Origin of the sequence: Streptomyces sp. NPDC092370 (genome assembly GCF_044755265.1) — a bacterium.
GTDB lineage: Bacteria > Actinomycetota > Actinomycetes > Streptomycetales > Streptomycetaceae > Streptomyces.
In genome coordinates this window covers 79,108-105,109 of the sequence record NZ_JBIVQO010000014.1, presented here as the reverse complement: position 1 = coordinate 105,109, position 26,002 = coordinate 79,108, and the positions used below count along the sequence as shown (strand labels likewise).

Here is a 26,002-nt window from a genome sequence, read left to right as displayed (position 1 = left end):
CTCGTCACTTTCCGGCCGACGAGCTCTCGTTCACCACGTCCGGCAGGTCCCTTCCGTCCGCGGGGCGAAGTGGGCCCTGCGTCACCTCATCGGCGAGTGACCTGAAGAGCATCTCGGTGGAGGCGGCCCCCGGGTCCAAGTGGCCGATGCTGCGGTAGCCGAGGTAGGAGGCGCGGCCCTTGCGCGCCTGCATCGGGACCGTGGACCGGGCGCCCGCCTCGGCGGCCTCGGCGGCCGCCGTCACCGCGGCCCTCAGGTCCCCGCCTGCCGTGCTCGCGTCGCGGAAGGCCGCCACAGCGGGTGCGAAGGCGTCGAATATGGTCTTGTCGCCCGGGACCGCTGCTCCGAGCCGGACCACGGTGGCGAGTCCCGCCTCCAGGGCGGCGGTGAGCTGGGCGACCCCGGCCCGGTGGACCGGCAGCGCGGCGCCCATCGCCTGGAAGGTGCTCCCGTACAACACCCCGGCGGCTCCGCCCACATGGTCCCGCAGTAACAGTCCCGTCATGCCGAGCAGTTCACCCACGGTGCCCGGGGGCTCGTCCTTCAGCAGCAGCCGGCGGACGTGAAGCATGCCACGACGCATGTTGACGCCGTGGTCCCCATCCCCGATCGCGGAATCCAGGGCGGTGAGTCGTGCCTCCCCTTCCTCGACTGCCATTGCGAACGCCCAAAGCCAAGCCCTGGCCAGCGCTTTGTCCACGCTTCCCCCTCCGCTGCAGCGACACCCGGACACCGACCCTCGACGGCGTTGTCGAGCGAGCCCGTTGGAGAGGCCCTCGATGAGCTGTTGTGTGCTCACGCGACAGGACCGGTCTTCCCCACAGGAGCCAGACCGTAACGGCAGCCTCACCGACCGTCAACAAACGGCAACATAAAGGAAGTTCAAACTCTCAACCGCACGGAGTGCAGGCTCCGCCCGCGCACCGGGAGTTCACCCCGCACGATGGGCATACGCAGGGACTTCACAGGCTGGAGGTGCGGAGGGAAGTGCAAAATCCGGCCATCAAGATTCGGCAAACCCTGTTCAGTATTGCTGAATTATGTTCCAGGAATTAAGCTTCTTCGTGCCGGGGTCGATCGCACATTCTCATGAGGGGTGCACATCATGTCTCTGGAGCGAGATCTCTTCGGCGCCGAACAGGCCGAGGATGACAGAGCTCGCGTGCTGGTCGCGGACCACGACCCCATCTCCCGCCACGTCCTGACAAGCGTCCTGGCAACCTCGGCCCACCTCGACGTGGTGGGCGGCGTGAACAACCAGCAGCCCCTGCGGCAGTGGCCACTCGACCGCGTCGACGTGGCCGTCCTGGCGGTCGCCCCGCGCGAAGACGCCACGGGCCTGATCCGGCAGCTGGACCTGCGGCGGGTGCGGGTGCTGGTCGTCGGCACCGGCTGGACCCAGCGGCGCCTCGACGCGGTCTTCGCGGCCGGCGCCACCGGCTGCCTGGTGAAGAACATCAAGGTCGCCAAGATCGCTGCTGCCATCCGCGCGGTGGCTTCCGGCCACACGGTGCTCTCCCCGGAACTGCGCGCCCTGTACACCCGGCAGACGTCCGTCCCGCCGGTGCCGGCCCCCGCCGGTTCCAAGAGCCTCCTGCACACGTTGACGTCCCGCGAACAGGAAGTGCTGCGGAACCTGGCGGAAGGCATGTCGACGGCCGAGACGGCGGTTCGGCTCAGGGTGTCGCCTGCCACCGTCAAGAGCCATGTCTCGCACGCGCTCACCAAGCTCGGCGCCCGCAACCGACTGGAGGCCGTGCTGCTGTTCCAGCAGTCCTGGCCCGCCGAGGGGGAGGCCGTGCCCGCCCCCCGCCGGTCGGCTGAGGTGGCCTGAAAAGGGCCCGACGGACGAGAAGGAGACCGGCCGCCCCGAACGGGGCGGCCGGTCTCCTTCGTTCCTGTCTCTCGCGATCACCGGCTGCGGCCCGGTCAGGCGCTCTGCGGCTGCGGCTGGGACTGCGCCCGGCTGACGTCGTACACCCCGGCCACGTTGCGCATCGCGCGCATCAGGGCGGGCAGGTGGCCCGCCCCTCGCTGCTAACCGCCCCCGGGCGCGGGCGTACTGGTGGAGAACGCCCTGTTCCCCGCCCACTGGGCGGCCAGTCGCGACAACCGCTCCACCGCCCCCTGCAGGACCTCGCGGGACGCCGCGAACGACAGCCGCACGTACCCCTCGCCACCCTCCCCGAACGCCGAGCCCGGAGCCACCGTGACCGCGGCCTCGTCGAGCAGCCGCTGGGCGAAGGCGGCCGACGTGAGCCCCGTGCCCCGGATATCGGCGAACGCGTAGAACGCGCCTTCGGGGGAGGCGCAGGTCACGCCGGGCAGCGCGTTCAGCGCGGAGACCGTCATCTCCCGTCGCACCGCGTACTCCTTCAGCATCGCGGCGACGTCGTCGGCCGTCCGGATCAACGCCGCCACACCACCGCGCTGTACGAAGGACGCGGCACAACTCACCGTGTGCTCTTGAACCTTGAGGGCTTGTGAGATCAGTGGCTCGGGCCCCGCCAGATAGCCGAGCCGCCAGCCCGTCATCGCGTACGCCTTGGAGAAACCGTTGACCGTGAGCGTGCGCTCCGCCGCGCCGGGCAGGCTCGCCAGGCTGAGGTGACCGTGGCCGTCGTAGACGATCTTCTCGTAGATCTCGTCCACGATGAGTACGAGGTCGTGCTCGACCGCGAATGCCACGATCTCCTCGGCCTCCTCGCGGTCCAGTACGTGCCCCGTCGGGTTGGCCGGTGTGTTGACGACCAGCGCCCGGGTACGGCCCGTGACCCGGTCCTCCAGAAGCCGCCGGGACAGCCGGAACCCGTCCTCCGCGCTGAGCTCGGCCGACACCGGGCGGGCACCCAGCAGGCCCGCCATCGCCGGGTAGCTCACCCACGCCGGAGTGGGCACGATGACCTCGTCACCCGGATCCAGCATGGTCATCAGCGCGGTGAACAGCGCCTGCTTGGCCGAGGGGGTGACGATGACGCCGGTGGCCGGATCTACGTGGATGCCGTTCTCGGCGGCCAGCTTGTCCGCGACGGCTCGCCGGAGTTCGGGGACGCCCCGGCTCGCGGTGTAGTGGGTGTCCCCGCCTTCCAGTGCTGAGACGGCCTCCGCGACGACTGTCCGCGGCGTGATGAAGTCCGGTTCGCCACCGCTGAGGTCCAGCACCTCGACACCGGCGGCCCGCAGTCGCTGTACCGTCTCCAGCAGGGCGACGGTCGCGGACCGCTCGACAGCCGAGAAACGCTGTGCGACGCGCATGCTCATCCCGCCTTCCTCTCCGGCGATCGCTCGCCCGCCGTCTTCGTTGCCGGGCCGAACAGCTCAGGGGTGCGCGCCCGGGGCACCTCCGTCCGGGTCACCGGGAGCAGCGCGTGCGCCGCGATGGCGTCGGCGTCATGGACGAAGTCGCTCCACATGCCCGGCCGGCTGCTGCCGACCTGCATGAACCACCGGGTGTGCTCGGTGGGGATGCCGAGGACGTACATGCCCTCGTCGGCGCCGCCGTCCCTGTCCACCGGGTGGAACGGCCTGCCGGTGACGGCGACCCCGCCGGTGTCGTAGCCCGTGCCGCCGCTGCGATTGACATAGCTCGTCCACACGCCTGACTCGCGCAGCCGCACGGTGAGCGGGCTGAGGTCCCGGCGTAGATCGGGGTCGGGGATCCGCGCGTCGACCACCGTGGTGACCGGGACGGCGGAGCCGGGGACCTGGGGCGAGGACACCACGAAGCGGCCCTCGCCCGGGTCGGTGTCGAAGCGGGTCCGCGGCCCGACGATGCGCAGCAGCCCCTGGTCCATCAGGGCGAGTACCTGGTGGAGCCGCTCCCTCGGCGGGCCGGCCGCGAGGAACGAGGCCCTGGGCACGTACCAGCCGAGGAAGTCCTCCCGCTGCGAGCGACCCGTCAGTCCGGAGAAGTCGACCAGTTCGCGGATGACCCAGCGGGTGTCGCGCATGACGTCGAGCGCGGCCTTGATCGGGGAGTCGACGTTTCCCTCGGCGGCGTGCGCGAGGTCCTGTTCGATCTCCTCTCGGAGCACGCGAGCGAATTCCTGCGGACCGGCGAAGGTACGGTGCGCGAACGGCCGGGCGAGCGCGTCGATGTCCACCGGAGGAACGTCCCGCAGCCCCAGCCGCCCGGCGATGGCCGCCGTCGGCGGCACCCCCTGCTCGGCGGCGAGCTCCACCTGGGTACGGAACCGTGCGGCGACCTTGCCGCCGAAGGCACGCCGCAGGGCCGTTCCGTAGTACACCCATTCGATCTCGGCCAGCAGCCAGGGGAAGACGTGGCTCGTGAAGTCGAGTGGCCCCCGGGGCTGATGGGCACGGACGCGTTCGGGGGTGAACAGCAGCGGGCGGTAGGAGTACCGGGGAGGCTTCTGGTTGCGGCCCCGGGCCGGCAAGGGCATCCCGCTGCGGGAGCCGGCCACGATCAGAGGTTCCTCGCCGCTGGGGTGGTAGACGAGCCTGCCGTCCTCGCCCGGGGCGAAACGCCCACCCCGGCCGATGGTGAGGGCGGCCATCACGTCGTAGAAGGAGAGGCCGAGCCCGATCACGCCGACGCCGGAGCCTGGCGTGATCTCGTCCAGAGGCATGTCGGCCGCCGAATCACCCTGGATGTAGCCAAGTTCCGGGCGCTGCCGCGCGAAGTCGGCGAAGGCACCCTCCCGGCCGGTGAGCTGGTTGCGGGAGTGCCCGGTGGTCAGGACGACCCGGTCGGCGTCCAGCCGCTCACCACCGGACAGGGTGATCAGGTAGCGGCCGCCGGCTTTGACGACTTCCTCGGCGCGTTCCTTGATGCACCGCAGCCGTACACCGGTCGGCAGGGTCTTCTCCACCGCGCTGAGCACCGAGCACAGGTAGCGGCCGTACTGCCCGCGTGGTGCGTAGCTGTCCGGGCCGGGGTAGTTCCCGACGGATTCCCACCACTCGCCGAACGACGGACCGGCCCCGGCCCGCGCCGGGCCGCCGTCGGGCTCGCCGGAGTAGGCGGAGCACTGGCCCGCCACGGTGTTCATCAGGAACCAGTCGGGCTGGTCGGTCCGGTAGATCCGGCCGGCCCCCGGCTCCACCTCGTCCACCAGGAACAGCTGGACGTCCAGGGGCCCCGGCTCCTGCGCGAGGCGGGCGGCCAGCCGCTCGAGCACCATCATTCCTCTGGGCCCGCTGCCGATCACAGCGATGCGCGTCGCACTCATGCGGCGGCCCTCTCCCCCTCGACCTCACGATCGACGATGTACGGATAACTTCCGAGCAGGCTCAGCGAGTCGACGCCGCGGCGCATCGCGGCGACCGCCTCAGCGAGACCCGGGTACTGGATGTGCTGGTCGACCTCGATCAGGAAGTGGTGGCGTCCCCGCTCGGTCTGCCGGGGCCAGGACTGAATCCAGGTGATGGACACCTGCCGCCGACTCAGTTCGCCGAGCACACCGGTGAGCACGCCCGGTGCCGAGCGGTCGGGGGTGATCAGCAACGAGGTGCGGTCATGGCCCGTGGGCGGCCCCTGCGGGCCGGTGCGGCACAGCGACACGAACCGGGTCATGGCGTCGTGCCGTGTGCCGATGTCGCGGGCCAGCACGGTCAGCCCGTAGCGTGCGGCGGTCTCGGGTGCGGCGATCGCGGCGTCGGTGCCCGGCCCGCCCTCCGCCAGGGCGCGGGCGGCTGCCGCGGTGGAGTCGGCGAGGGCGGGCTCCGCGTGCGGAACGTGCCGTTCCAGCCACTGCCGGCACTGGCTGTGCGCGTGCGGATGGCTCACCACCCGCCGTACGTCGCGAAGCCGCGTGCCCTCGGCGGCCATCAGGGCGAAGGTGACGGTGATCGCCACCTGGGCGTCGATCCTGAGCTCCCCGGCGTGCGCGACGAGCTCCCCGAGCGTGGGCGGCACCACGCCGCTGACGGAGTTCTCCAGCGGTACCACCGCCCGGCCGGACCGGCCGGAGAGCAGGGCCCCCACCGCCGCCGGGACAGTGGGGTAGGGGGCGGCCTGCCGGGCGGAGGGCGCGAGCCGCCGGACGGCGGATTCGGTGAACGTGCCCTCCGGGCCCAGATACGAGTACCTCATCGCGCCGCTGCCACCGCCACGCGCGTGCCCAGTTCACGGGCGAGCCGCTCACGGACGTCCGACAGGTCCTCGCAGTCGCCCCGCTCACGCTCGGCGATGTGGACGCGGTACAGCTCGTCCAGCTCGGCCTCGTCGACCTTCACGTCGAGCTGCTCGATGAGGTGGCGCAGCACGCTCCGCCCGGAGTGGCGCCCGATGAGCAGCGAGCGTTCACGGCCGAAACGCGCGGGTTCCACGTACTCGTAGGTGCTCGGGTCGCTGAGCATGCCCTGCTGGTGGATGCCGGCCGCGGTGCCGAATACGTACTTGCCGAAGAGGGGCTTGTTGCGGGGCTCCTCCAGCCGGATGATCTCGCGCAGCCGGTTGTACGCCGCGTACATCGGCTCCAGCCGGACACCGGTGGTCATCCCGAGCAGATCGGTCTTGTACGCGAGGACCGCGGCGACCTCCTCCAGCGAGGTGTTGCCGGCCCGCTCGCCGATGCCGCCGAGGGCGACCTGGACCTCGTCCGCACCGGCCGCGAGGCCGGCCAGTGTGTTGGCGGTGGCCAGGCCGAAGTCGTTGTGGCAGTGGGTGGAGACCACGATGGGCGGCGGCGCCCACCGGCGGATCTTGCCGATGAGGGTGCCGAACTCCTCGGGCGTGTGGCACCCGGTCGTGTCGGCCAGGATGATGCAGGTCGCGCCCGCGTCCACGGCCGCCTCGGTCAGCGCGCGCAGCAGGTCGTCGTCGCCGCGGCTGGCGTCCTCGATTCCGACGGCGATGTCGGTGACGCCCAGGGAGACGGCGAATTTCACCGTGTCCACGACCTCCCGCACCGCCGCGTGGTGAGTGATGCCGCGCTTGTGGGTCAGGTGGATCTGGCTGCCGGTGGCCACCATCTGCACCTGGTGGTTGGCGGTGCCGCCGGCCTCGACGGCGAGCTCGACGTCCCGGTGGGTGGTGCGGGAGAACGTGGCGAACTTGGTGCCGGACAGATGCCGCGCGATCAGCCGGGTCGCCTCGAAGTCGCTGGGCGAGGAGGCGGGAAAGCCGGCCTCGATGGTGTCCACGCCCAAACCGGCGATCAGCTGGGCCAGTTCGAGCTTCTGCTCCGGGTTCATCGCATTGCCCGGCGCCTGTTCGCCGTCGCGGAGCGTGGTGTCGAAAACGGTTATACGACGGGGTGTTGCGTGCTCGTTCACTTCTCCCCCAAGGGCCTGGGATGCGCTCGGATTCCTCAGCCGAACGGTCACCGATCCTTGGGAACCGGCGGCTTGGCGTCATCCACCGATGGAGGAGCACCGGGCGTGGCACCGCACACTCCGCATGACATCCGCCCCTTTGGTGCAGCGGGATTCCACCAAAGGACGTGGTCCGCACATCGCCTCCTCCCCAGGCCGATGCCCGCCCTCGGAAGGCGAAGGGGCGGACTTCGGGCAGGTATGCGGCCAGGGCCGGACACGGCTACTCAGCGCGTGAGCGTTGCGTGAGCGGACGGCGCGGTACACGGTGTGCTGTCCATTCGTGCCCTCACGCTGGGCAGCGCGGGTCCCGCCGCACCCGACATCCTGTGCCCGCTCCGGTCGGGTGCCGCCTGCGCTGATCGGCGCAGGACGAACCGCCGTCGGTCAGGCGTACGCGAGTCGTCCTCGCCGTGAACGGCTAACATCGCCCGTCGACCCGTCAGCTGCCGACCGGATGAGGTGAGGACATGGGGGCACCCAGGATCGCCGTCGCCGTGGTGACGATGGGCAACCGGCCCGAAGAGGTCGACGCCCTGCTGGAGTCCGTGGCCAAGCAGGATGTGCCGCCCGAGCGGATCGTCATCGTCGGCAACGGCTGCCCGCTGCCCGACTTCGCCCGGCGGCTGTCGCTGCCCGGCGAGGTCACCGCCGTCGAGCTCGACGAGAACGTCGGCTGCCCCGGCGGGCGCAACGTGGCCCTGGCGCGGCTGCGGGAGTTCGGCGACATCGACGTCGTGGTGGACCTGGACGACGACGGTCTGCTCGTCGACCCCGATGTGCTGCGCCGGGTACGCGACCTCTACGCCGCCGACGAGCGGCTCGGCATCGTCGGCTTCCGTATCGTCGACGAGCTCGGTGAGACGCAGCAGCGGCACGTGCCGCGGATCGGCAACGCGGAGCCGGGCCGGGGTGGTTACGTCACCGGCTTCCTCGGCGGCGGGCACGCACTGCGCATGGCGATGCTCGACGAGATCGGCGACTGGCCCGCCGAGTTCTTCTTCGCGCACGAGGAGACCGACCTCGCGTGGCGCGCGGTGGACGCCGGGTGGCGGATCCTGTACGCGCCGGAGCTGCTGCTGCGGCATCCGAAGACCTCGCCCGCCCGGCACGCCATCTACTACCGGGTGAACGCCCGCAACCGGGTCTGGCTGGCCCGTCGCCGGCTTCCGCTCCCGCTCGTCCCGGTCCATCTGGGTGTGTGGGTGCTGCTCACCCTGGCCCGGAACCGGTCGGGCGCCGGGCTGCGTGCGTGGTGCGGCGGATTCGTGGAAGGCGTACGGGAGCCGGCGGGGGAGCGGCGGCCCATGCGGTGGCGGACGGTGTGGCGGCTCACCCGGCTGGGGCGGCCGCCCGTCATCTGACGTGCCGGAGAGAGTGAGAGGCCCCGGCCGTTCACCTCCGCCGACCGGGACCCGGACCCGGCCGCGGCGGCGACACTCCCCCGAGTTGCGCGTCCAGACGCGCGTACCGCCGGGGCCAGATCCGATGTAGTGATCACATCAGGCTTTGCCAACCGATCGCTAACATGTGGCCCACGGTTCGCCGTTGCGTCGTCCGCCGATTGGCCTGAAGCCGCCGAACCGGATTCCGGGAGGGCCGGGACGGCAGCCGATCCCGGTGGAGCAGATCAAGGTCGAGGTGGCGGGAATCCGCCGCCCGGGGGTGGAAACGCGTCAAGGCGGGGGGCACGGGGGTATGCGGTTCGGGCTGCTGGGGCCGCCGGCGCTGATCTACGACGTCCGGGGCGGCGGACGTGGTGAAGCCCGGGTCGTCGCGAGCCCCAAGTCCCGTGTCCTGCTGGCCGCGTTGCTCCTCGACGCCGGGCGGGTCGTCTCCGTCGACGTACTCAAGGACGCCCTGTGGGGCGGGGCACCGCCCGTTTCCGCCCAGGCCTCGCTGCACAATCACATCGCCCGGGTGCGGCGGCTGCTCGACGATCCCGAGCGGTTGCGCACCGTGCCGTCCGGGTACGTACTGCGGCTCGAGGAGGGTGAGCTCGACGTCCACGTCTTCGACGCCCACCTCACCGCGGCGCGTACCGCGCACACCGGCCGGGACTGGGAGCGGGTCGTGCGCGAGTGCGAGGCCGCGCTCGAGTTGTGGCGGGGCGCGCCGCTGGCCGGAGTGCCGTCCGAGGTGGGCGGGTACGCCTTCGCGCAGCGGCTGTGCGAGGCCCGGCTGCTGCTTCTGGAGTGGCGCTACGACGCCGAGTTGGCACTGGGTGGACCACGGGTGCACGAACTGGTGCCGGAGCTCGTCGCGTTGACCGGGGAGTATCCGCTTCGGGAGGTGTTCCACCGGCATCTGATGCTCGCCCTGTACCGCACCGGCCGGCAGGCCGAGGCCCTGGCCGTCCACCGCGACCTGCGCACCCGCCTCGTCGGCCAGCTCGGCGTCGAGCCCGGGCCGGGGGTGCGGGAGGCGCATGTGGAAGTGCTGCGGGGAGCTGTGGGGGAGGGCGGTGCGGCGCAGCCGTGTGAACCGGGACCTTCGCCCGCCCAACTGCCTCCACCGCCGCTTCACTTCGTCGGACGCACCGCCGTGCGCGCTTCCCTGTGCCGCGTTCTCACGGCACCCGATCCGCACCCCACCGTCGTCATCAGCGGTATGGCCGGTGTCGGCAAGAGCGCGCTCGCGCTGCATGTCGCCCATCGGCTGGCGAAACGTTTCCCTGACGGGCAGCTCCACCTCGACCTGCACGGCGCCACCCCGGGCATGACCCCCCTCGCCCCCGGTCAGGCGCTCACCGCCCTGCTGCGCGACCTCGGCACCGAACCCTGCCGCATCCCGGAACAGGTGGATGCGGCCTCCGCGTTGCTGCGCTCGCTGCTCGCGCCGACCCGGACGCTGCTGGTGCTGGACGACGCCGCGAGCGCCGCACAGGTACGGCCGCTGCTGCCGGGTGGCCCCGGATGCGGGGTGATCGTCACCAGCCGTTCGCCGCTGACCGCCCTCGACGGCGCGGCCCGGTTCCCGCTCGTCCCGCTGTCGGACGAGGAAAGCGCCGAGCTTTTGCGCGCCGCCTCGGGCCGCGACGGGCTGGACGGCACGGACGCCGCCCGCCTCCTCGTCCAACTCACCGGCCGTCTCCCGCTGGCCCTGCGCGTCGTCGCCGCGCGGCTCGCCGCCCGCCGGGCCCTGACCCCCGACGTCCTCGCCGGGCAACTGGCCGCCGCCGACGGACGGTTGCACCACCTGGACTACGACGACCTGAGCGTTCGGCGCTCCCTGGCCGTCGCCTACGACGCGCTCTCCGCCTCCGAGCGCGAGGCCGACCGGGACGCGGCCCGCACCCTGCGCCGCATCGGCGCGCTCGACCTGCCCGCGTACGGCGCCCCTCTGCTCGCCCGCCTCACCGGTATCGGCGAACCCCGCACCGAGGCCGCTCTGGACCGCCTCCTCGACGTGGCCCTGCTGGAGGAGACCACGTACGGCCACTGGGCACCGCACGACCTGGTGCGCGACTTCGCCCGCGAACTGACCGGAGAACGGGACACCGACGACACCGCCGACACGGCACTGCACTGGTACGCCGCCGTCGCCGAGCGCGTCCTCGTCGCCATCGTCGAGCCCGGCCCCGACCAGGACGACCGCCGTCGCCCCACCGCGAGCCGGCCGGGCGGCCACGCCGCCCACCTCGGCACCGTCGCCCCCTTCGCCGCCCCCGAGGAGGCCTTCGCCTGGGGTGACAGGGAGCTGGAGAACGTCGTCACCCTGGTCCAGCGGTACGCGGACGACCCCTGCGCGCGGCGGGCGGGCCTGGTCTGCACGCTCGTCCGGCTGATCGCCCCCTACGCGCATAGACGAGGCCGCGTCGCCGAGATGGAGGTGCTCGGGCAGGCCGGCCTCCGTGTGGCGCGACGGCTCGGTGACGCTGCGGCGGAGGCGTACGCGCTGGTCGACCTCGCCGGACTGCACTTCCTCACCGGTCGGCGAAACGAGGCCCTCGCCCTCAACGACCTCGCGCTCGCCATCTGGCGCCGGCTGGACCACCCCTCCCGGATCCGCCGCTGCCTCAACAACCGGGGCCTGCTGCTGGGCGGGCTCGGCCGGCGCGTCGAGGCGGGCGAGGCGCTGACGCGGAGCCTGGAGTACGCACGCCGGCTGAACGACCCGTACGGCGAGGCCGTCACCCACAGCCACCTCGGCAACCTCATCGAGCACACCGATCCGCGGGCCGCGATCGAGCGGCACCGGCGTTCGCTCGCCCTCGGGGACGAGATCGGCGCCGTCATCGTGCGGCACGGCGCGCACTGCAACATCGGGTACGCGCATCTGCGGCTCGGGGAACCGGCCGCCGCGCTCCCGCACTTCGAGGAGAGCCTGCGCCTCCTCGGCGGCCACGGCGACTGGCACGGCGAGTCCCGGACCCGGCTCGGCCTGGTTCGCGCTCTGCGGCTGCTGGGCCGCAGCCGCCGGGCCGCCCGCGAGTGCGCCGAGCTGCTCCGACGGGCCGAGGCCCGCGCCGACCACTACACCGGCGCTCTCGCCCGCCACCAGCACGGACTGCTGCTGCGCGAGCGCGGGCACCTCGGCCAGGCACGCGAGGAGTGGTGCTCGGCTCTCGCGGCGCTGGAGGGGACGGACGAACGGGCGGTGGTCACCGAACTGCGGGAGCTGCTGGCTTCCCTCGTCTGATCCCTCTGATCCCTCGTCTGATCACTTGGCGTCCGCGTAGCACTCCACCACCGCCGTGGTGAACGGGAACCTGACCGGCGTCTCACCGAAGGTCAGCCGCCCGGCCAGGGCCGCCGCCTCGCGGATCGCCGCGACGACCGCCTCCGTCTCCTCCTCGGGGCAGTGCACGATCACCTCGTCGTGCTGGAAGAAGACCAGTTCGGCCGCCATGCCCGCGCAGCTCTTGCGCAGCGCGGCGAGCAGCAGCAGCGCCCAGTCGGCGGCGCTGCCCTGGACGACGAAGTTGCGGGCGAAGCGACCGCGGGCGCGGGCGTTGGTGGAGGCGTAACCGGGCACCCACGCGGCGCCGGTGCCGGGCTGGCCGCCGTCCTCGGGGGCGACGGAGTCGGAGGGGATGCCGGCTTCCTCGGTCGCGTCGTCCGTCCCCCGGGCCGCGGGCGGGCAGGTCCGGCCGAGCCAGGTCCGCACGAGCCGGCCCTCCTCACCGGCCCGGGCCGCATCGTCGACGTAGGCGACCGCTTGGGGGAAGCGGCGTCTGAGTGCGGCGAGGTTCTTCAGGCCGTCGCCGGAGGTCTGGCCGTAGACCGCGCCGAGCACGGCGAGTTTGGCCTGGGCGCGGTCACCGGAGAAGGCGCGGTCGGAGACGGACTGGTACAGGTCGCTCTCCCGGCCGGCCACCTCCATCAGGCCCGGGTCGCGGGAGATCGCCGCGAGGACGCGCGGTTCCATCTGGTCGGCGTCGGCGACGACGAGCCGCCAGCCGGGGTCGGCGACCACCGCCCGCCGGATCACCTTGGGGATCTGGAGGCCGCCCCCGCCGTTGGTGACCCAGCGCCCCGTCACCGTGCCACCCGCGAGGAACTCGGGTCGGAAGCGGCCCTCGCGGACCCAGTCCTGGAGCCAGGACCAGCCGTGGGCGACCCAGATGCGGTACAGCTTCTTGTACTCGATCAAGGGCTTCACGGCAGGGTGGTCGACCGACTCGAGCTCCCAGCGGCGGGTCGAGGAGACCTTGACACCGGCCTGGGCAAAGGCCTTGACCACGTCGGCGGGCAGGTCGGGCCGGACCCGTCTGCCGAACGCGGCGGACACCTCGTCGGCCAGCTCGGCCAGCCGGCGTGGCTCACCGCCGCCCGCGTACCGCTCGCCCAGCAGGTCGTGCAGCAGCGCGCGGTGCACCTCGGCGCTCCAGGGCAGCCCGGAGCGGTTCATCTCGGCGGCCACCAGCATGCCCGCCGACTCGGCGGCCGTCAGCAGCCGCATGCGGTCGGGGTGCTCGGCGCTCTCGTGCCGCCGCTGCTGCTCGGCGTAGACCGCGAGGAGGTCCGGCAGGGACAGGTGGAGACCCTGGGGTTCGAACAGGGAGGACTGGGAGCCGGGCTCGGCGGACCGCTGCAGCGGATCGGGTGGTACGGGGCCGCCGCGCAGCCGGGCCAGGGCGGCCGCGGCCGAGCGTGGTTCCCCGTACCGCCCCTCGTGGCCGAGGAGGAGGGTCTCGGCGGCCTCGATGTCGTAGCACCGCTCGGCTCGCACCCCCGCGGCGAGCAGGCGCGGGTAGACCTCGGCGGTGGACCGCCACACCCAGCGTGAGACGCCGGGACGGCTCCGGACGGCCTCGGCGGGATCCGCCTCCCGCCGCACCGGGCCGGAGGGCAGCCCGTCCGGGCCGAGGGGGGCGATGTCCACGCCGCCGTCCTCGGCCGGAGCGAGCGCCCACCGGTCGGCCATGCCGCGAGTGTGCCAGGGGGGTCTGACAACGCCCTGCCGGCGCAGGCCCCGTCAGGACTCCTCCAGCACCTGCTTCTGCGCCTGCACGATCTTCTCCAGCACCGCCGCGACGTACCGCTCGGTCCGCTCCTTGTCGACGCCGAGGCCGCTGAGGACGCCCTCGCCGTTCTCGTGCTCCAGCAGGGCGAGGAGGATGTGTTCGGTGCCGATGTAGTTGTGGCCCAGGCGCAGGGCCTCGCGGAAGGTGAGCTCCAGGACCTTCTTGGCGGCCTGGCCGTACGGCACCAGCTCCGGGACCTCGTCGACGGCGGGCGGGAGAGCCGCCGTCGCCGCCTCGCGCACCGCGTCGAGGGAGACGCCCTGATCGACGATCGCCTTCGCGGCGAGGCCCTCGGGCTCCGCCAGCAGTCCGAGGACGAGGTGCTCGGGCACGCCCTCAGCGTTGCGCGCGGCCTTGGACTCGTTGTGGGCGGTCATGACCACGTTCCGCGCGCGCACGGTGTAGCGGCTGAAGCCCTGGCTGGGATCGAGGTCGGCCGACTCCTTCGGCACGAACCGCTTCTGAGCGGCCTGCCGGGTGACGCCCATGCTCTTGCCGATGTCGGTCCAGGACGCGCCGGACCGACGGGCCTGGTCGACGAAGTGGCCGATCAGGTGGTCGGCCACGTCGCCCAGGTGGTCGGCGGCGATCACCGCGTCCTGGAGCTGGTCCAGCGGTTCCTCGTGCACCTTCTTGATGGCCGCGATCAGGTCGTCGAGGCGGACGGATGACGTGGTGTCGGGGTTCGTCATGTGTCAACCGTAGGTTGCGCCCCCCCTCGGTGTCAACCTTGGGTTGACACCTGCCGGGGGTGCCGGCCCTTCCCCGACGGCGTGGCACCATCGGCCCGTGAGTACGTCCAGCACCGTCGACCGCGCCTTCGCGGCGGCCCTCTACGCGACCGGCGAGACGGCCCTCGACACCGGCGCGTCCCTGCTCGCCTCCGACCCGGCGGCGGACGCCGAACTCGCCCTGCGCGGAGAGGAGTTCGTGGAGGCGGCCTGGCGTCGCGGCTGGCAGCCGGCGGACGTCGTACGGATCGTCCGGCGCGAGCTGGACGACGTGCACGTGCTCCTCGCCGCAGCGCTGATACGCGCACAGGCACCCGCCGACGGCCCCCGGGGCCGCCGCTGGAACGCGCAGCTCGCGGACCTTCCCGCCGACGCCCCGCCCCGCACCGACCGCTTCTCGCACGCCACGGCCGTGCTGGAGCTGTACCGCCTGCTGCTGCGGCTGCCGACGCTGGAGGCGCTCGACGAGGCCACCGGGGAGGCGCGCACCGAGTCCCGCATGCTCACCCGCATCCGCGCGCTGCTCGCCAAGGCGGAGGCGACCGGCTTCCCGCAGGAGGCCGAGGCGCTCAGTGCCAAGGCACAGGAGCTGATGGCCCGGCACAGTGTCGACGAGGCGCTGCTCGCGGCGCGGGCGCCCTCGCCGGACACGCCCGGGGCCTGCCGGATCGGCGTCGAGCCGCCGTACGAGCAGGCCAAGGCGGTGCTGCTGGACGCCGTCGCCCGTGCCAACCACTGCCGGACGGTGTGGAACGAGCCCCTCGGCTTCTCGACCGTCGTCGGCTTCGAAACCGACCTGGAGGCGGTCGAACTCCTCTACACCTCACTCCTCGTGCAGGCCACAGCCGCGATGACCAAGGCGGAGACCGCGCTGGGGGCGCCCCCTGCCCGAGCGCAGCCGAGAGCTCGGGGGAGGGCGGGCGGCCGCAAGCGCACCAAGACGTTCCGGCAGTCCTTCCTCGCGGCCTATGCCCACCGCATCGGCACCCGCCTGACAGCGGCCGCGGAGACCGAGGTGACCGACGACCTGCTCCCGGTCCTCGCCTCCCGCGAGGTGGCGGTCACCGGGCGGCTGGACCGGATGTTCCCGCAGACGACCACGACCCGGCTGCGCGGGGCGAGCGACGCGGCGGGCTGGACGGAGGGCGCGCAGGCGGCGGACCGGGCCCAGGTCCGGCACCGGCCGCCGCTGCGCTGATCCCCTCCGCGCCGATCTCCCGTCAGTCGCCCGAGGTCTCGAAGCCGCTCACCGAGGCCTCCGTTCCATCCGTCCGGGCGACCTCGCCGTACGTCCACTCCAGCTCGTGCGCCGTCCTGGTGTCGCCGGGCAGCGTGAAGGACGCCTTGTGCACGTCGAGGCTCTCCGCGGAGCCCGCCTCGCCCCGGACGTAGGTGATCGTGAAGGACGTGGTGCCGCCCTTCACGAGGGTCAGCGACTGTGCCTTCGCGCCCTCGTCGGGGGAGACGGACGTCGTGCCGCCCTCGAACCACAGGTCCACGCCGGGGAAGCCCTTCAGCGTGCACTGAGCGTCCTTGTTGGTGAGCGTGACGGTGACGGTGCCGGTGTCGCCGGCGGCCGGGGCGGCACCGGCGCCCACCTCCACGCCCATGTCGCCGATCGCGCAGGCCGAGTCGCTCGGCCGGTCCGCGTTCTTGACGTCGTCGCCACCGGCCTTGTCGTCGCTGCAGCCGGTCAGCAGGACCGTCGCGGCGAGGGCGGCGGCCAGGGTGAGGGGGTAGGTGCGCATGGGGTCCTCTGGGCGTGTCGAGCGAAAGCGGCTTCGGGCCCCTGGATCATCACGCACGCGCCTGCCGCAGGGGCACGCACCCCCTACGATTCCCCCGAACGCCGGACGAGCGGACACCGCGCACGCCCCACCCGTTTTCCTTTGCGTGGCTCCGCGACGGAGCCGTCTGTGAAACCCCGGCCCGCCGCGGTCGGCTGAGCGGTCCGGACCGCTCCATCAGTCCTCCGGCCGAAGCCTCTGCCGAGCCGCCTCAAGCCGCTCGTCATAGTCGGAAGCGAACAGCTCAGGAAGCGTCTTGTCGAGCGTTCCGGCGATCCTGTGAATCGGCGCCCAGACCGCCGGATCGTCGACGACCTCGCTGAGATCCGTCATCTGGAGCTTCTCCAGCCAGTGCGACAGCACCAGCGCCTCGTCACTCGTGAGCTCGATCGTGACCTGGCTCCCACTCATGCACACCCCTACGGCTCGGCCTGCCTCGACCACACGAACCTATGCCCTCGGCCTTGAGCCGGTGCTGCCTGGCCGGTTTCCCGGCACGCTGCCGGTTGCCCCGGACACCGGACGCCGGGCGGTCACGCGTCCCCGGTGGCCGCCCGGCACCAGGCGGAAGCGCGCCCCGCCGGGCTCGGCGAGCGACTGGCCGCCGGGCCACCGCCCGGACCGTGTCGCCCCGCCGACCGCCAGGCCCCGCCAATCCTCCTCCAACACCGGACGGGCCGCAGTGCCCGCAGGCGGTCGCGGCCCGTCCGTATGAGGTCAGGTGTCAGCCGAGGCTCGCCGTCGGCAGGCCAGTGGGGAGTTTGCCGCCCTCCGCCTTCGTGTACGTCTCCGCGCCGAGGCCGCCCTCCCAGGTGACCTTCAGGCTGCTCCCGTTCACGGAGCCGACCGTGCCGGACGCCCGGTCCTTGGAACCGTCCGTGCACTTCAGGCGGATCATCCGCATCCCGGACTCCTCACCCGCCGTGCCGCTGCACACGCTCCCGCCGGTGGCGAACAGCGCGGCCTGCTTGCCGGTGATCACCAGCGCCACGGCCTTGCCCCCGGTCGTCGCGAGCCAGCTGCCCTCCAGCTCGCCGGCCGGCCCACCGGAGCCGGTGTCGCCCGAGCCGCCGACCGGTCCGGCGGACGCCGACAGGGACGGGGCCGGGCTGGAGGCCGAGTCGCCGCCCGAGTCGTCGCCGCTGCTGCACGCGGTCAGCGCGAGCGCGCCCGCCAGCCCGGCGACGGCCGCCGCGACACGCACGGCGCCGGAGCGGCGCGAGAAGATCACCGATGACACTGCAAGCCCCCAAGCTGTAGCCGGCCGGCCGGCCGGTTCTGACGGCACCGGCCGGCCTCCTGGCCGGAACGATCGCAGCAAGCTACCAGGGCACGTCAAGAGCTTTCGGGAACGCCTCCTACCAGGACGACTTGCGCACGCCGGGCAGATACCCCGCGTGCGCCTGCTCCCTCAGACTCACCCGGGACAGCCCGAACGCCCGGAAGTAGCCGCGCGGCCGGCCGTCCACCTGGTCGCGGTTGCGCACGCGCGTGGCACTCGCGTCGCGCGGCTGCCTGCGCAACTCCGCCTGCGCGGCGAGCCGGTCGGCCTCCGTCGACGAGGGCCGCCGGATGATCTCCTTGAGTTCGGCCCGCCGGGCGGCGTAACGCGCGACGATCTCCTGCCGCCGGTCGTTCTTCGCGATCTTGCTCTTCTTGGCCATCAGACCCTCACTCCCCGGGCGCGGATCCGGGCGACGGCCGCCTCGACCCCGATCGTGTCGACGGTTTTGATCCCCCTGGCGCTCAGCCGGAGCCGGACGTAACGGCCCTCGCTCGGCAGCCAGTAGCGCTTGGACTGGATGTTGGGGTCGAACCGGCGCGACGTGCGCCGGTGGGAGTGCGAGATGCGGTTGCCGAAGCCGGGCCGGGTGCCGGTCAGCATGCAGTGCGCGGACATGGTGGTGACGTACCTCTCTGGCCAAGTGATGGAAATGGATTTCATTTTCAGTATCATAGCGGCATGGCACGCAACGAACTCCGGCCGGTCATCAAGCTCCGGTCCACCGCCGGGACCGGCTTCACCTACGTGACCCGCAAGAATCGCCGCAACGACCCGGACCGACTGACCCTGCGCAAGTTCGATCCCGTCGCCGGCCGCCACGTCGACTTCCGAGAGGAGCGCTGACCATGCGCCAGGGAATCCACCCGGAGTACGGTCCCGTCGTCTTCCGCGACCGTGCCGCGAACTACGCCTTCCTCACCCGCTCGACCATGACGAGCGAGAAGACGATCGAGTGGGAGGACGGCCGGACCTACCCGGTCGTGGACGTCGAGATCTCCGACGTCAGCCACCCCTTCTACACCGGCACGGCCCGCGTCCTGGACACCGCCGGCCGCGTGGAGCGCTTCGAGCGCCGGTACGGAAAGAAGGGCTGACCCGGTGCCCGAGCTTCCCGTCGTGATCGTCGGCGGGCTGCACGCCGACGCCCGCAGGGCGGCCGTCGCGCGGCTGCTCGCCGACGTGCCCGGCAGTGTGGTCCTCCACCACGACCTGTCGACGGCCGCCGCGGGCACGGTCGTACGGACCGTCAGGGACGCCTCCGGACTCCTCGACGCGGGGGAGGCGCCGCTCGTCAACGACTGCGCGTGCTGCGCCCTGCGCGAGGACCTGGTGCCGGAGCTGGAGCGGCTGCGGGACGCCGGAGCCACCCGGCTCGCGGTCGTCGAGCTGTGGGACTCCGTCGAGCCCAAGGCCATGGCCGAGGTCGTCACGGCCGGCGGGCTCACCGTCAGCGGCGTGATCACCGCCGTCGACCCGGCCCTGGTCCTGCCGTACCTCGGCAACGGCGACGACCTGGCCGACGGTGGTCTCGCCGCCGCCGCGACCGACCAGCGCACGGTCGCCGACACCTTCGCACGCCAACTGGAGTACGCCCCCGTCCTCGCGGTCGCCGATTCCCCGGAGGCCGACGACGAGGACCGCGAGCTGCTCGCGCAACTGCATCCGACGGCCCGCCAGGCCCCGATCGGGCAAGAGGCACCCGCGGGCCCCTCCGACGACGGTCTGACGGTGCCGACCCCACGCCGGCGCCCGCTCTCGTCCCTGGCCCAGGCCGCCCTGGCCGGCTTCGACGTCGAGGCGGCCGCCGCCGCCCAGCACCCGGCCTGCGCCCTGCTGCCCGCCGAGGCCGACGCGCACGGCGTCTCCACCCTGGTCTGGAGCCGGCGCCGCCCGTTCCATCCGGAGCGGCTCTACGCCGCACTGGAGGACCTGACCTGCGCGGCCGCCCGCAGCCGCGGCCGGTTCTGGCTCGCCGACAAGCCCGACACGCTGTTCCACTGGGACGCGGCGGGCGGGGCCCTGTGCGTGGAGAGCGCGGGCCCGTGGCTGGCCTCCCTGCCGGACGCGGCCTGGGAGATGGTCCCGCCGGTGCGCCGCGCCGCCGCCGCACTGGACTGGCACCCCGAGCACGGTGACCGCGGCCAGCACCTCGTCTTCACCTCGCCCGGCCTCGACCGGGACGGCCTGGAGCGGCTGCTGGAGTCCTGCCTGCTCACCGATGCCGAGTACGCCGCCGGGCGCGATGCCTGGCAGCGACTGCCGCACGCCTTCGACACCCTCCTGGAGGTCTGACCCATGCCGCGCAAGCCCGACCGCAAACCCGTCAAGGACCGGCCCAATCCCCTGGATCAGGCCGGGATCACCTACATCGACTACAAGGACACCGAGCTGCTGCGGAAGTTCATCTCCGACCGCGGCAAGATCCGCAGCCGCCGCGTCACCCGGGTGTCGTCCCAGCAGCAGCGGCAACTGGCCAAGGCCATCAAGAACGCACGCGAGATGGCCCTGCTGCCCTACACCACCCGCTGAGCCCGCCCGGCCCCGGTGAGGCACCCCACGCCTGACGGCCGGGGGGTCTCCTGTGCATGCATGCGTCCGGCCGGACGCCGCGTCGGCTGTCGGTCTGCGCGGGGGTCCGCGTCGGCTGTCGGTCTATGCCGGGGTCCGCGTCGGCCGTGGCGACCGGCGAGTGCGCGCCGGGGTCCCGGTCAGCCGGGCCGGTAGCGCGGCTCGGCGCTGTCGGCGAGGCCCACGACGGTCAGCTCGCGGGCGGTGCCGGGCACGCTGAGGGTGTCGCCGGGTTCGGCCAGCAACCGGTCGCAGCTGTCAGTCATGGGCGAGCACCCTGCCGCCCCGCCGCCCCCCTGAGACCGTCCGGCCCAGGTGAGGTTCCCCACGCTTGACGGCTGGGGGGTCTCCGGGCCATGCGGCGACGGGGCCGGACATGGACGCCGGCCGGTCGGCGACGGAGCGTGTGGCGGGTGGCCGGACCGGGAGCTCGGCCGGTCGGAGCGGCCTCACGGAGGTCGTCCGCCGGGGTGAGCCGGGAGGCGTGCCGCGTGGTCGGGCGGGGACGGGAGCCGGGTGCGTGTCCGGCGGTGTGCTGAGCACCGCACCCGACGCGCAGAGGACCCCGCCCTCCTGCGACTGGCCCATTTCTCCCCGTCTTCGCAGGCCGCGGCCGTCTTCCGGATGCGGTTCGGCCGACCGAACGGCTCTTTCCGGGCCCGCGCCCCAGCTCCCGCTTCTCCGGTGGGGGACCCCGCGCGGCCCCGCGTCCGGCCGCCGAGCGGATGCTCCGCCTCCACGGGACCTCCGCCGAACCCACCGACTCCGTCGCGGGCCTTCGGGAACGAGAGGCGGGGTCGAGCCGTCAAACAGTCAAGGACTTCGGTAAAGCGGTCGTCAAAGCTGTAACCGCAGGACCACCCCACGTGCACGTGCATCTGCCCATGCACCTGCACGTGAACAGGGCTATGATCCGGGTCAGTTGACCACTGCATCAATGGCCACACCAGCCAGTGCACCATCGGGGAGCGACCTGTGGACCATGACGTGTACAACGGTATGGCGGCCGCCGGGCTGCACGGTGTGGCCTGGCAGAAGAGCCGGCACAGCAACTCGCAGGGGTCGTGCGTGGAGTTCGCCCGGCTGCCGGGCGGGGAGGTGGCTGTCCGCAACTCCCGCTTTCCCGACGGTCCCGCACTGGTCTACACCCGTGCGGAGATCGAGGCGATGCTCCTGGGTGTGAAGGACGGCGAGTTCGACCACCTGGTGGGATGACCGCCCTGACTCCGGCGGGGCGGACTCGATGGCCACTGCGCAGTGACGCGCGTAGAACCGCGGCGCGATGAAGCGCCGCGGTTTCTCATTCCCCGTTCGACCGTGAATCGGCCCGGGGCAGCCGGAACAGCGCCCAGACCAGCTTGCCGTCGAGCGCGCCCGCCAGCGGGTGCCAGCCCCAGCTGTCGCTGAAGGAGTCGACGAGGAACAGTCCGCGGCCCGACTCGGCCGAGAAGTCGTCGGTCTCCCGGGCGACCGGGCTGTCGTGACTGGGGTCACGCACCGCGCACACCAGCCGCTCGGCCCAGCGCATCAGGTGCAGCCGCACGGGAGGTTCCCGCCCGTTGAGACACGCGTTGTTCGCCGGCAGGCCGTGCCGCAGGGCGTTGGTGACGAGTTCCGAGACCACCAGGCAGACGTCGTCGAACCGGTCGCCCATGTCCCACTGGTCGAGGGTTCTGCGGGTGAACCGCCGCGCCTCGCGCACCGCTTCGTAGCGGGCGGGCAGAGCGCAGGAGGCGGCGTCCGACACGGCCGCGGGGTCCAGTGGTGGAAGGCCCTGCCGTAACGGCTCGAGCATGGTCGATCCATTCGTCCCCATGCGAGGCACTCCCGGGAATTCGCGGTCGGTGCGATGCGGCGGTGGTGCGGCACCATGGTTTCGGATGCGTACAGCAGATGCAAGGGCAGATGCACGTGCACGTGACCGGAATGCGACGTCCCGTACCGCTTGTTGGTCAATTTTTCCGTCATCTCCGCGTCTCTCTTTGGCCGTTCGCTTGCCTTCTTCTCGCTCCGCGCGCGAGCGTCGACCGACTTGATTCCGTTTCCGTAACCGGACGAGTACTGCTCGGAGTGTTTTAGTGGCAGACTGCGGCCGTTGAAGACGTTGGGGAGGCTGGCGAACGTGAGCGCGGGAGAGCCGGGATCGGTGGTGCGGCGCATGCTGCTCGGATCACAACTCAGGCGACTGCGTGAGGCTCGGGGCATCACGCGCGAGGCGGCGGGCTACTCGATCCGCGCCTCCGAGTCGAAGATCAGCCGGATGGAGTTGGGCCGGGTGAGCTTCAAGACCAGAGACGTCGAGGACCTGCTGACCCTGTACGGCATCACGGACGAGCAGGAGCGCGCCTCCCTGCTGTCCCTGGCGAAAGAGGCCAACGTCGCGGGGTGGTGGCACAGTTACTCGGACGTGCTGCCCAGCTGGTTCCCGACCTACGTCGGCCTGGAGGGCGCCGCGTCGTCGATCCGGGCCTACGAGGTGCAGTTCGTGCACGGACTGCTGCAGACCGAGGCGTACGCCCACGCGGTGGTCCGGCGGGGCATGCAGGGGGCGAGCGAGGCCGACGTCGAGCGCCGCGTGGCGCTGCGTCTGGAGCGCCAGAAGCACCTCGTGGACGAGCGCGCGCCCGACTTCCACATCATCCTGGACGAGGCCGCCCTGCGCCGCCCGTACGGCGACCGCGAGGTGATGCGCGGCCAGCTCCAGCACCTCATCGACATCTCCGAGCGGCCCAACGTACGGCTCCAGGTGGTGCCGTTCAGCCTCGGTGGCCACTCCGGCGAAAGTGGCGCGTTCACGATCCTCAGCTTCCCGGAGTCGGACCTGTCGGACGTCGTCTACCTGGAGCAGCTCACCAGCGCGCTGTACCTGGACAAGGCCGAGGACGTCGCCCAGTACGAGAAGGCCCTCAAGGAGCTCCAGAGCGAGAGCCCGGGACCCTCGGAGAGCCGGGACCTCCTGCGAGGGCTCCTCCAGCTCTCCTGAAGGGCCCCTCCTGTCCCGAAGGACCCCGCCAACTCGCCTCAAACGCAAGTACGATGACGTGTGATCAGATCGTGAGGCGCGATCAGGGGTCTGCTTAGGGATCGAGGGATCACATTGTCGTCGTCCTGCTTCACCGGCCTTGCACAGCAGTACATCGACGGTGAGTGGCGCCCGGGTACCGGTTCCTGGGACATCATCGACTTCAACCCGTACGACGACGAGAAGCTCGCGTCGATCACGATAGCCACGGCCGACGAGGTCGATCAGGCGTACCGGGCCGCCGCCCGTGCCCAGAAGCAGTGGGCCGCGACCAACCCCTACGCCCGCCGGGCGGTCTTCGAGAAGGCGCTGCGCCTGATCGAGGAGCGCGAGGCCGAGATCTCCGAGGCCATCATCGCCGAGCTCGGGGGAACCCGCCTGAAGGCCGCCTTCGAGCTGCACCTCGCCAAGGAGTTCCTGCGCGAGGCGGTCCATCTGGCGCTGGCCCCCGAGGGCCGGATCATCCCCTCGCCGGTGGACGGCAAGGAGAACCGCGTCTACCGCGTGCCGGTCGGTGTCGTGGGCGTGATCAGCCCCTTCAACTTCCCGTTCCTGCTGTCGATCAAGTCCGTCGCTCCGGCGCTCGCGCTCGGCAACGCCGTGGTGCTCAAGCCGCACCAGAACACGCCCATCGTCGGGGGCTCCCTGGTCGCGAAGCTCTTCGAGGACGCGGGGCTGCCCGGCGGTCTGCTGAACGTCGTCATCACCGACATCGCGGAGATCGGCGACGCGTTCATCGAGCACCCGGTCCCCAAGGTCATCTCCTTCACCGGCTCCGACCAGGTCGGCCGGCACGTGGCGACGGTCTGCGCCCGGCTGTTCAAGCGCTCGGTCCTCGAACTGGGCGGCAACAGCGCGCTGGTGGTCCTCGACGACGCCGATGTCGACTACGCGGTCGACGCGGCCGTCTTCAGCCGGTACGTCCATCAGGGCCAGGTGTGCATGGCCGCCAACCGGATCCTCGTGGACCGTGCGGTCGCGGACGAGTTCACCGAGAAGTTCGTCGCCAAGGTGAGGACCCTCAAGGCGGGCGACCCGCGCGACCCGGAGACCGTCATCGGCCCGGTCATCAACTCCTCGCAGGCCGACGCCGTCTCCGGTGTGGTCGAGCAGGCCCTCGCCGAGGGTGCCACGGCCCTGGTGCGCGGCGGGCGGACCGACAACCTCGTCGAGCCGTCCGTGCTGACCGGAGTCCCGGCCGACTCGGCGCTGCTCAGGCAGGAGGTCTTCGGGCCGGTCGCGTTCCTCGTCCCGTTCGACGGCGAGGAGGAGGCCGTACGTCTCGTCAACGACACCCCGTACGGGCTGAGTGGCGCCGTGCACACCGGGAACATCGAGCGCGGGGTCGCCTTCGCCAAGCGGATCGACACGGGCATGTTCCACGTGAACGACGGCACGGTCCACGACGAGCCGATCGTCCCGTTCGGCGGCGAGAAGCACTCGGGCATCGGCCGGCTCAACGGCGACACGATGCTGGATTCCTTCACCACGACCAAGTGGATCTCGGTGCAGCACGGCCGCAGCGGGTTCCCCTTCTAGAGCCTTCCGGCGCCCGGTCCCTTGCGGACAGAACCTGACCGCAAGGGTCCGTAGCGTGGTCGGTGTCAGGGGGAGGCCCCCGGGCCTGTTGAAAGGCGGCGGTCATGGTCACTCACGTTCCGGCTGAGGCACACGGCGACGAGCGCGGGGCGCTGCTCTCCTTCATCGAGGAGCAGCGCGGCGGTATCCGGCGGGCGGTGCTGGGGCTGACCGACGAGCAGGCCGCGAGCACTCCCAGTGCCAGCGAGCTGTCCCTCGCCGGGCTGGTCAAACACGTCGCCGAGGTCGAGCAGATGTGGATCTCCCTGGCCAAGGGCGAGCCGCCGGCCGTCGTGCGGGACCAGAGCAACTGGCACGAGTGCTTCCGGCTGGTCGAGGGCGAGACCGTCGCGTCGCAACTGGCCTACTGGGAGAAGGTCGCCGCCGAGACGGAGGCGTACATCCACTCGGTCCCGAGCCTCGACGACACGTTCGCGCTGCCGGCCCAGCCCTGGTTCCCGCCGGACGGCCGGGTCTCCCATCGCTGGCTGTGTCTCCACCTCATCCGCGAGACGGCCCGGCACGCCGGTCACGCCGACATCGTCCGCGAGTCCCTGGACGGCAGGACCGCTTTTGAGCTGGTGGCCGAGGAGCAGCAGGCGATGGCCGGGTCATAAACTTGGCCGCATGTCAGCGATCCGTCTCCTCGTGCTCGGCGCGGTTCGTATGCACGGGCGGGCCCACGGCTACCAGGTGCGCAACGACCTGGAGTACTGGGGCGCGCACGAGTGGTCCAGCGCCAAGCCCGGCTCGATCTACCACGCCCTGAAGCAGATGGCGAAGCAGGGGCTGCTGCACGCGCACGAGATCGCCCCTTCCACGGCCGGCGGCCCGCCGCGCACGGAGTACGAGATCACCGGGCCGGGCACCGAGGAGTACTTCCGGCTGCTGCGGGACGCGTTGGTCACCTACGACCAGCGCGGGGACGTGAAGACGGCCGCCGTCGGCTTCGTCGTCGACCTGCCGCGGGCCGAGGCGGTCGCGCTGCTGAAGGAGCGGACCCTCAGGATCGAGCAGTGGCGGGCCTCCGTCCTGGAGCACTACGTGCCCGACGGGGGTCCCGAGCAGCTCGGGCACATCGGCGAGATCATGAACATGTGGGTCCACACGGCCGACTCGGAGGCCGAGTGGACCCGCGGTCTCGTCGAGCGCATCGAGGGCGGCGCCTACACCTTCGCCGACGAGGGCGATCCGTTCGTCGGGGTCCTGGCCCCGGGCGAGGAGAACCCGTACGCGACGGGGGAGCCGCATCCCGGGGACGCCCACTGATACGACGAATAGCTC

General features: G+C 71.9%; 27 protein-coding genes. 13 read left to right on the top strand and 14 right to left on the bottom strand.

Going from position 1 to position 26,002, the window contains the following annotated elements; genetic code table 11:
• Nucleotides 1-4: 4 nt before the first annotated feature.
• On the bottom strand, nucleotides 5-700 hold the full coding sequence (dhaL, locus tag ACIQHQ_RS32385) for a dihydroxyacetone kinase subunit DhaL (protein WP_402618822.1): 696 nt from the start codon (nucleotides 698-700) through the stop codon (nucleotides 5-7).
• A 405-nt stretch (nucleotides 701-1,105) separates the two neighbouring features.
• On the opposite strand from dhaL, the gene ACIQHQ_RS32380 reads away from it, so the two are divergent.
• A complete protein-coding gene (locus tag ACIQHQ_RS32380; RefSeq protein ID WP_402618819.1) occupies nucleotides 1,106-1,834 on the top strand; it encodes a LuxR C-terminal-related transcriptional regulator in 729 nt (242 codons plus the stop codon).
• A gap of 203 nt (nucleotides 1,835-2,037) precedes the next feature.
• Here ACIQHQ_RS32380 and ACIQHQ_RS32375 read toward each other — a convergent pair whose 3' ends face one another.
• The 4 genes from ACIQHQ_RS32375 to ACIQHQ_RS32360 are packed head-to-tail and all read right to left on the bottom strand — an operon-like array spanning nucleotide 2,038 to nucleotide 7,239.
• Nucleotides 2,038-3,261, bottom strand: a complete 1,224-nt coding sequence (locus ACIQHQ_RS32375; protein WP_402618817.1) for a pyridoxal phosphate-dependent aminotransferase — start codon at nucleotides 3,259-3,261, stop codon at nucleotides 2,038-2,040.
• The gene (locus ACIQHQ_RS32370) at nucleotides 3,258-5,192 is read right to left on the bottom strand and encodes an FAD/NAD(P)-binding protein (protein ID WP_402618814.1); all 1,935 of its coding nucleotides are present in this window, start codon (nucleotides 5,190-5,192) and stop codon (nucleotides 3,258-3,260) included. The genes ACIQHQ_RS32375 and ACIQHQ_RS32370 overlap by 4 nt, the downstream gene beginning before the upstream one ends.
• A complete protein-coding gene (gene pheA, locus ACIQHQ_RS32365) occupies nucleotides 5,189-6,055 on the bottom strand; it encodes a prephenate dehydratase (protein ID WP_402618811.1) in 867 nt (288 codons plus the stop codon). The genes ACIQHQ_RS32370 and pheA overlap by 4 nt, the downstream gene beginning before the upstream one ends.
• Entirely contained in the window at nucleotides 6,052-7,239 is a 1,188-nt protein-coding gene (locus ACIQHQ_RS32360; protein ID WP_402618808.1) for a LeuA family protein, read from the bottom strand. The genes pheA and ACIQHQ_RS32360 overlap by 4 nt, the downstream gene beginning before the upstream one ends.
• 509 nt (nucleotides 7,240-7,748) lie before the next feature.
• Here ACIQHQ_RS32360 and ACIQHQ_RS32355 point away from each other — a divergent pair.
• Together ACIQHQ_RS32355 and ACIQHQ_RS32350 are read left to right on the top strand one after the other, a co-directional pair.
• Complete coding sequence (locus ACIQHQ_RS32355) at nucleotides 7,749-8,642, top strand: glycosyltransferase family 2 protein (protein WP_402618805.1); 894 nt, start codon at nucleotides 7,749-7,751, stop codon at nucleotides 8,640-8,642.
• Nucleotides 8,643-8,976: 334 nt separating this feature from the next.
• Entirely contained in the window at nucleotides 8,977-11,919 is a 2,943-nt protein-coding gene (locus ACIQHQ_RS32350) for a BTAD domain-containing putative transcriptional regulator (RefSeq protein ID WP_402618802.1), read from the top strand.
• Nucleotides 11,920-11,940: 21 nt separating this feature from the next.
• On the opposite strand, the gene ACIQHQ_RS32345 is transcribed toward ACIQHQ_RS32350, so the two are convergent.
• Together ACIQHQ_RS32345 and ACIQHQ_RS32340 are read right to left on the bottom strand one after the other, a co-directional pair.
• A complete protein-coding gene (locus ACIQHQ_RS32345) occupies nucleotides 11,941-13,647 on the bottom strand; it encodes a bifunctional 3'-5' exonuclease/DNA polymerase (RefSeq protein ID WP_402618799.1) in 1,707 nt (568 codons plus the stop codon).
• Between the two features lie 51 nt (nucleotides 13,648-13,698).
• The gene (locus ACIQHQ_RS32340) at nucleotides 13,699-14,439 is read right to left on the bottom strand and encodes a Clp protease N-terminal domain-containing protein (RefSeq protein WP_402618796.1); all 741 of its coding nucleotides are present in this window, start codon (nucleotides 14,437-14,439) and stop codon (nucleotides 13,699-13,701) included.
• A 97-nt stretch (nucleotides 14,440-14,536) separates the two neighbouring features.
• Here ACIQHQ_RS32340 and ACIQHQ_RS32335 point away from each other — a divergent pair, with 97 nt between their 5' ends.
• Complete coding sequence (locus ACIQHQ_RS32335) at nucleotides 14,537-15,676, top strand: DUF2786 domain-containing protein (protein WP_402618794.1); 1,140 nt, start codon at nucleotides 14,537-14,539, stop codon at nucleotides 15,674-15,676.
• A 22-nt stretch (nucleotides 15,677-15,698) separates the two neighbouring features.
• Here the strand turns inward: ACIQHQ_RS32335 and ACIQHQ_RS32330 are convergent, their stop codons facing one another.
• From ACIQHQ_RS32330 to rpmB, 5 genes are all read right to left on the bottom strand, one after another.
• Nucleotides 15,699-16,226, bottom strand: a complete 528-nt coding sequence (locus ACIQHQ_RS32330) for a DUF4232 domain-containing protein (protein WP_402618792.1) — start codon at nucleotides 16,224-16,226, stop codon at nucleotides 15,699-15,701.
• 216 nt (nucleotides 16,227-16,442) lie between these two features.
• Entirely contained in the window at nucleotides 16,443-16,676 is a 234-nt protein-coding gene (locus ACIQHQ_RS32325) for a hypothetical protein (protein WP_402618790.1), read from the bottom strand.
• Between the two features lie 313 nt (nucleotides 16,677-16,989).
• The gene (locus ACIQHQ_RS32320) at nucleotides 16,990-17,496 is read right to left on the bottom strand and encodes a hypothetical protein (RefSeq protein WP_402618788.1); all 507 of its coding nucleotides are present in this window, start codon (nucleotides 17,494-17,496) and stop codon (nucleotides 16,990-16,992) included.
• 127 nt (nucleotides 17,497-17,623) lie between these two features.
• Entirely contained in the window at nucleotides 17,624-17,929 is a 306-nt protein-coding gene (gene rpsN, locus ACIQHQ_RS32315) for a 30S ribosomal protein S14 (RefSeq protein WP_390983461.1), read from the bottom strand.
• Nucleotides 17,929-18,165 (bottom strand): 50S ribosomal protein L28, encoded by a 237-nt coding sequence (gene rpmB / locus ACIQHQ_RS32310; protein WP_402619127.1) that lies wholly within the window; start codon nucleotides 18,163-18,165, stop codon nucleotides 17,929-17,931. The genes rpsN and rpmB overlap by 1 nt, the downstream gene beginning before the upstream one ends.
• A gap of 63 nt (nucleotides 18,166-18,228) precedes the next feature.
• Here rpmB and rpmG point away from each other — a divergent pair, with 63 nt between their 5' ends.
• From rpmG to rpsR, 4 genes are read left to right on the top strand one after another with little or no spacing between them, the layout of a single operon-like run.
• A complete protein-coding gene (gene rpmG / locus ACIQHQ_RS32305; RefSeq protein ID WP_003991959.1) occupies nucleotides 18,229-18,393 on the top strand; it encodes a 50S ribosomal protein L33 in 165 nt (54 codons plus the stop codon).
• A 2-nt stretch (nucleotides 18,394-18,395) separates the two neighbouring features.
• Nucleotides 18,396-18,644, top strand: coding sequence for a type B 50S ribosomal protein L31 (locus ACIQHQ_RS32300; protein ID WP_390983467.1), 249 nt, complete (start codon nucleotides 18,396-18,398; stop codon nucleotides 18,642-18,644).
• Nucleotides 18,645-18,648: 4 nt separating this feature from the next.
• On the top strand, nucleotides 18,649-19,842 hold the full coding sequence (locus ACIQHQ_RS32295) for a CobW family GTP-binding protein (protein ID WP_402618784.1): 1,194 nt from the start codon (nucleotides 18,649-18,651) through the stop codon (nucleotides 19,840-19,842).
• 3 nt (nucleotides 19,843-19,845) lie between these two features.
• Nucleotides 19,846-20,079, top strand: coding sequence for a 30S ribosomal protein S18 (rpsR, locus tag ACIQHQ_RS32290; protein WP_402618781.1), 234 nt, complete (start codon nucleotides 19,846-19,848; stop codon nucleotides 20,077-20,079).
• A gap of 179 nt (nucleotides 20,080-20,258) precedes the next feature.
• On the opposite strand, the gene ACIQHQ_RS32285 is transcribed toward rpsR, so the two are convergent.
• A complete protein-coding gene (locus ACIQHQ_RS32285) occupies nucleotides 20,259-20,384 on the bottom strand; it encodes a hypothetical protein (protein ID WP_402619138.1) in 126 nt (41 codons plus the stop codon).
• 709 nt (nucleotides 20,385-21,093) lie between these two features.
• Between ACIQHQ_RS32285 and ACIQHQ_RS32280 the strand changes: the two genes are divergently transcribed.
• Complete coding sequence (locus ACIQHQ_RS32280) at nucleotides 21,094-21,333, top strand: DUF397 domain-containing protein (protein ID WP_402618778.1); 240 nt, start codon at nucleotides 21,094-21,096, stop codon at nucleotides 21,331-21,333.
• 85 nt (nucleotides 21,334-21,418) lie between these two features.
• On the opposite strand, the gene ACIQHQ_RS32275 is transcribed toward ACIQHQ_RS32280, so the two are convergent.
• Nucleotides 21,419-21,913 (bottom strand): ATP-binding protein, encoded by a 495-nt coding sequence (locus ACIQHQ_RS32275; protein ID WP_402618776.1) that lies wholly within the window; start codon nucleotides 21,911-21,913, stop codon nucleotides 21,419-21,421.
• A gap of 363 nt (nucleotides 21,914-22,276) precedes the next feature.
• Here ACIQHQ_RS32275 and ACIQHQ_RS32270 point away from each other — a divergent pair, with 363 nt between their 5' ends.
• From ACIQHQ_RS32270 to ACIQHQ_RS32255, 4 genes are all read left to right on the top strand, one after another.
• Complete coding sequence (locus ACIQHQ_RS32270; RefSeq protein WP_402619124.1) at nucleotides 22,277-23,101, top strand: helix-turn-helix domain-containing protein; 825 nt, start codon at nucleotides 22,277-22,279, stop codon at nucleotides 23,099-23,101.
• Nucleotides 23,102-23,215: 114 nt separating this feature from the next.
• The gene (locus tag ACIQHQ_RS32265) at nucleotides 23,216-24,679 is read left to right on the top strand and encodes an aldehyde dehydrogenase family protein (protein WP_402618774.1); all 1,464 of its coding nucleotides are present in this window, start codon (nucleotides 23,216-23,218) and stop codon (nucleotides 24,677-24,679) included.
• 104 nt (nucleotides 24,680-24,783) lie between these two features.
• Entirely contained in the window at nucleotides 24,784-25,335 is a 552-nt protein-coding gene (locus tag ACIQHQ_RS32260) for a DinB family protein (RefSeq protein ID WP_402618772.1), read from the top strand.
• A 10-nt stretch (nucleotides 25,336-25,345) separates the two neighbouring features.
• Nucleotides 25,346-25,987, top strand: coding sequence for a PadR family transcriptional regulator (locus ACIQHQ_RS32255; RefSeq protein WP_402618769.1), 642 nt, complete (start codon nucleotides 25,346-25,348; stop codon nucleotides 25,985-25,987).
• The last annotated feature ends 15 nt before the right edge of the window (nucleotides 25,988-26,002 follow it).

Bases quoted from the DNA above. Each gene is read 5' to 3' on its own strand.
- ACIQHQ_RS32370 (WP_402618814.1), bottom strand. From the start codon at position 5,192: ATGAGTGCGACGCGCATCGCTGTGATCGGCAGCGGGCCCAGAGGAATG.
- ACIQHQ_RS32345 (WP_402618799.1), bottom strand. From the start codon at position 13,647: ATGGCCGACCGGTGGGCGCTCGCTCCGGCCGAGGACGGCGGCGTGGAC.
- ACIQHQ_RS32350 (WP_402618802.1), top strand. From the start codon at position 8,977: ATGCGGTTCGGGCTGCTGGGGCCGCCGGCGCTGATCTACGACGTCCGG.
- ACIQHQ_RS32255 (WP_402618769.1), top strand. From the start codon at position 25,346: ATGTCAGCGATCCGTCTCCTCGTGCTCGGCGCGGTTCGTATGCACGGG.
- ACIQHQ_RS32340 (WP_402618796.1), bottom strand. From the start codon at position 14,439: ATGACGAACCCCGACACCACGTCATCCGTCCGCCTCGACGACCTGATC.
- pheA (WP_402618811.1), bottom strand. From the start codon at position 6,055: ATGAGGTACTCGTATCTGGGCCCGGAGGGCACGTTCACCGAATCCGCC.
- rpmG (WP_003991959.1), top strand. From the start codon at position 18,229: ATGGCACGCAACGAACTCCGGCCGGTCATCAAGCTCCGGTCCACCGCC.
- ACIQHQ_RS32300 (WP_390983467.1), top strand. From the start codon at position 18,396: ATGCGCCAGGGAATCCACCCGGAGTACGGTCCCGTCGTCTTCCGCGAC.
- ACIQHQ_RS32355 (WP_402618805.1), top strand. From the start codon at position 7,749: ATGGGGGCACCCAGGATCGCCGTCGCCGTGGTGACGATGGGCAACCGG.
- ACIQHQ_RS32330 (WP_402618792.1), bottom strand. From the start codon at position 16,226: ATGCGCACCTACCCCCTCACCCTGGCCGCCGCCCTCGCCGCGACGGTC.
- ACIQHQ_RS32375 (WP_402618817.1), bottom strand. From the start codon at position 3,261: ATGAGCATGCGCGTCGCACAGCGTTTCTCGGCTGTCGAGCGGTCCGCG.
- ACIQHQ_RS32325 (WP_402618790.1), bottom strand. From the start codon at position 16,676: ATGAGTGGGAGCCAGGTCACGATCGAGCTCACGAGTGACGAGGCGCTG.
- ACIQHQ_RS32270 (WP_402619124.1), top strand. From the start codon at position 22,277: ATGCTGCTCGGATCACAACTCAGGCGACTGCGTGAGGCTCGGGGCATC.
- ACIQHQ_RS32275 (WP_402618776.1), bottom strand. From the start codon at position 21,913: ATGCTCGAGCCGTTACGGCAGGGCCTTCCACCACTGGACCCCGCGGCC.
- ACIQHQ_RS32380 (WP_402618819.1), top strand. From the start codon at position 1,106: ATGTCTCTGGAGCGAGATCTCTTCGGCGCCGAACAGGCCGAGGATGAC.
- ACIQHQ_RS32285 (WP_402619138.1), bottom strand. From the start codon at position 20,384: ATGACTGACAGCTGCGACCGGTTGCTGGCCGAACCCGGCGACACCCTC.
- rpsN (WP_390983461.1), bottom strand. From the start codon at position 17,929: ATGGCCAAGAAGAGCAAGATCGCGAAGAACGACCGGCGGCAGGAGATC.
- rpmB (WP_402619127.1), bottom strand. From the start codon at position 18,165: ATGTCCGCGCACTGCATGCTGACCGGCACCCGGCCCGGCTTCGGCAAC.
- rpsR (WP_402618781.1), top strand. From the start codon at position 19,846: ATGCCGCGCAAGCCCGACCGCAAACCCGTCAAGGACCGGCCCAATCCC.
- ACIQHQ_RS32260 (WP_402618772.1), top strand. From the start codon at position 24,784: ATGGTCACTCACGTTCCGGCTGAGGCACACGGCGACGAGCGCGGGGCG.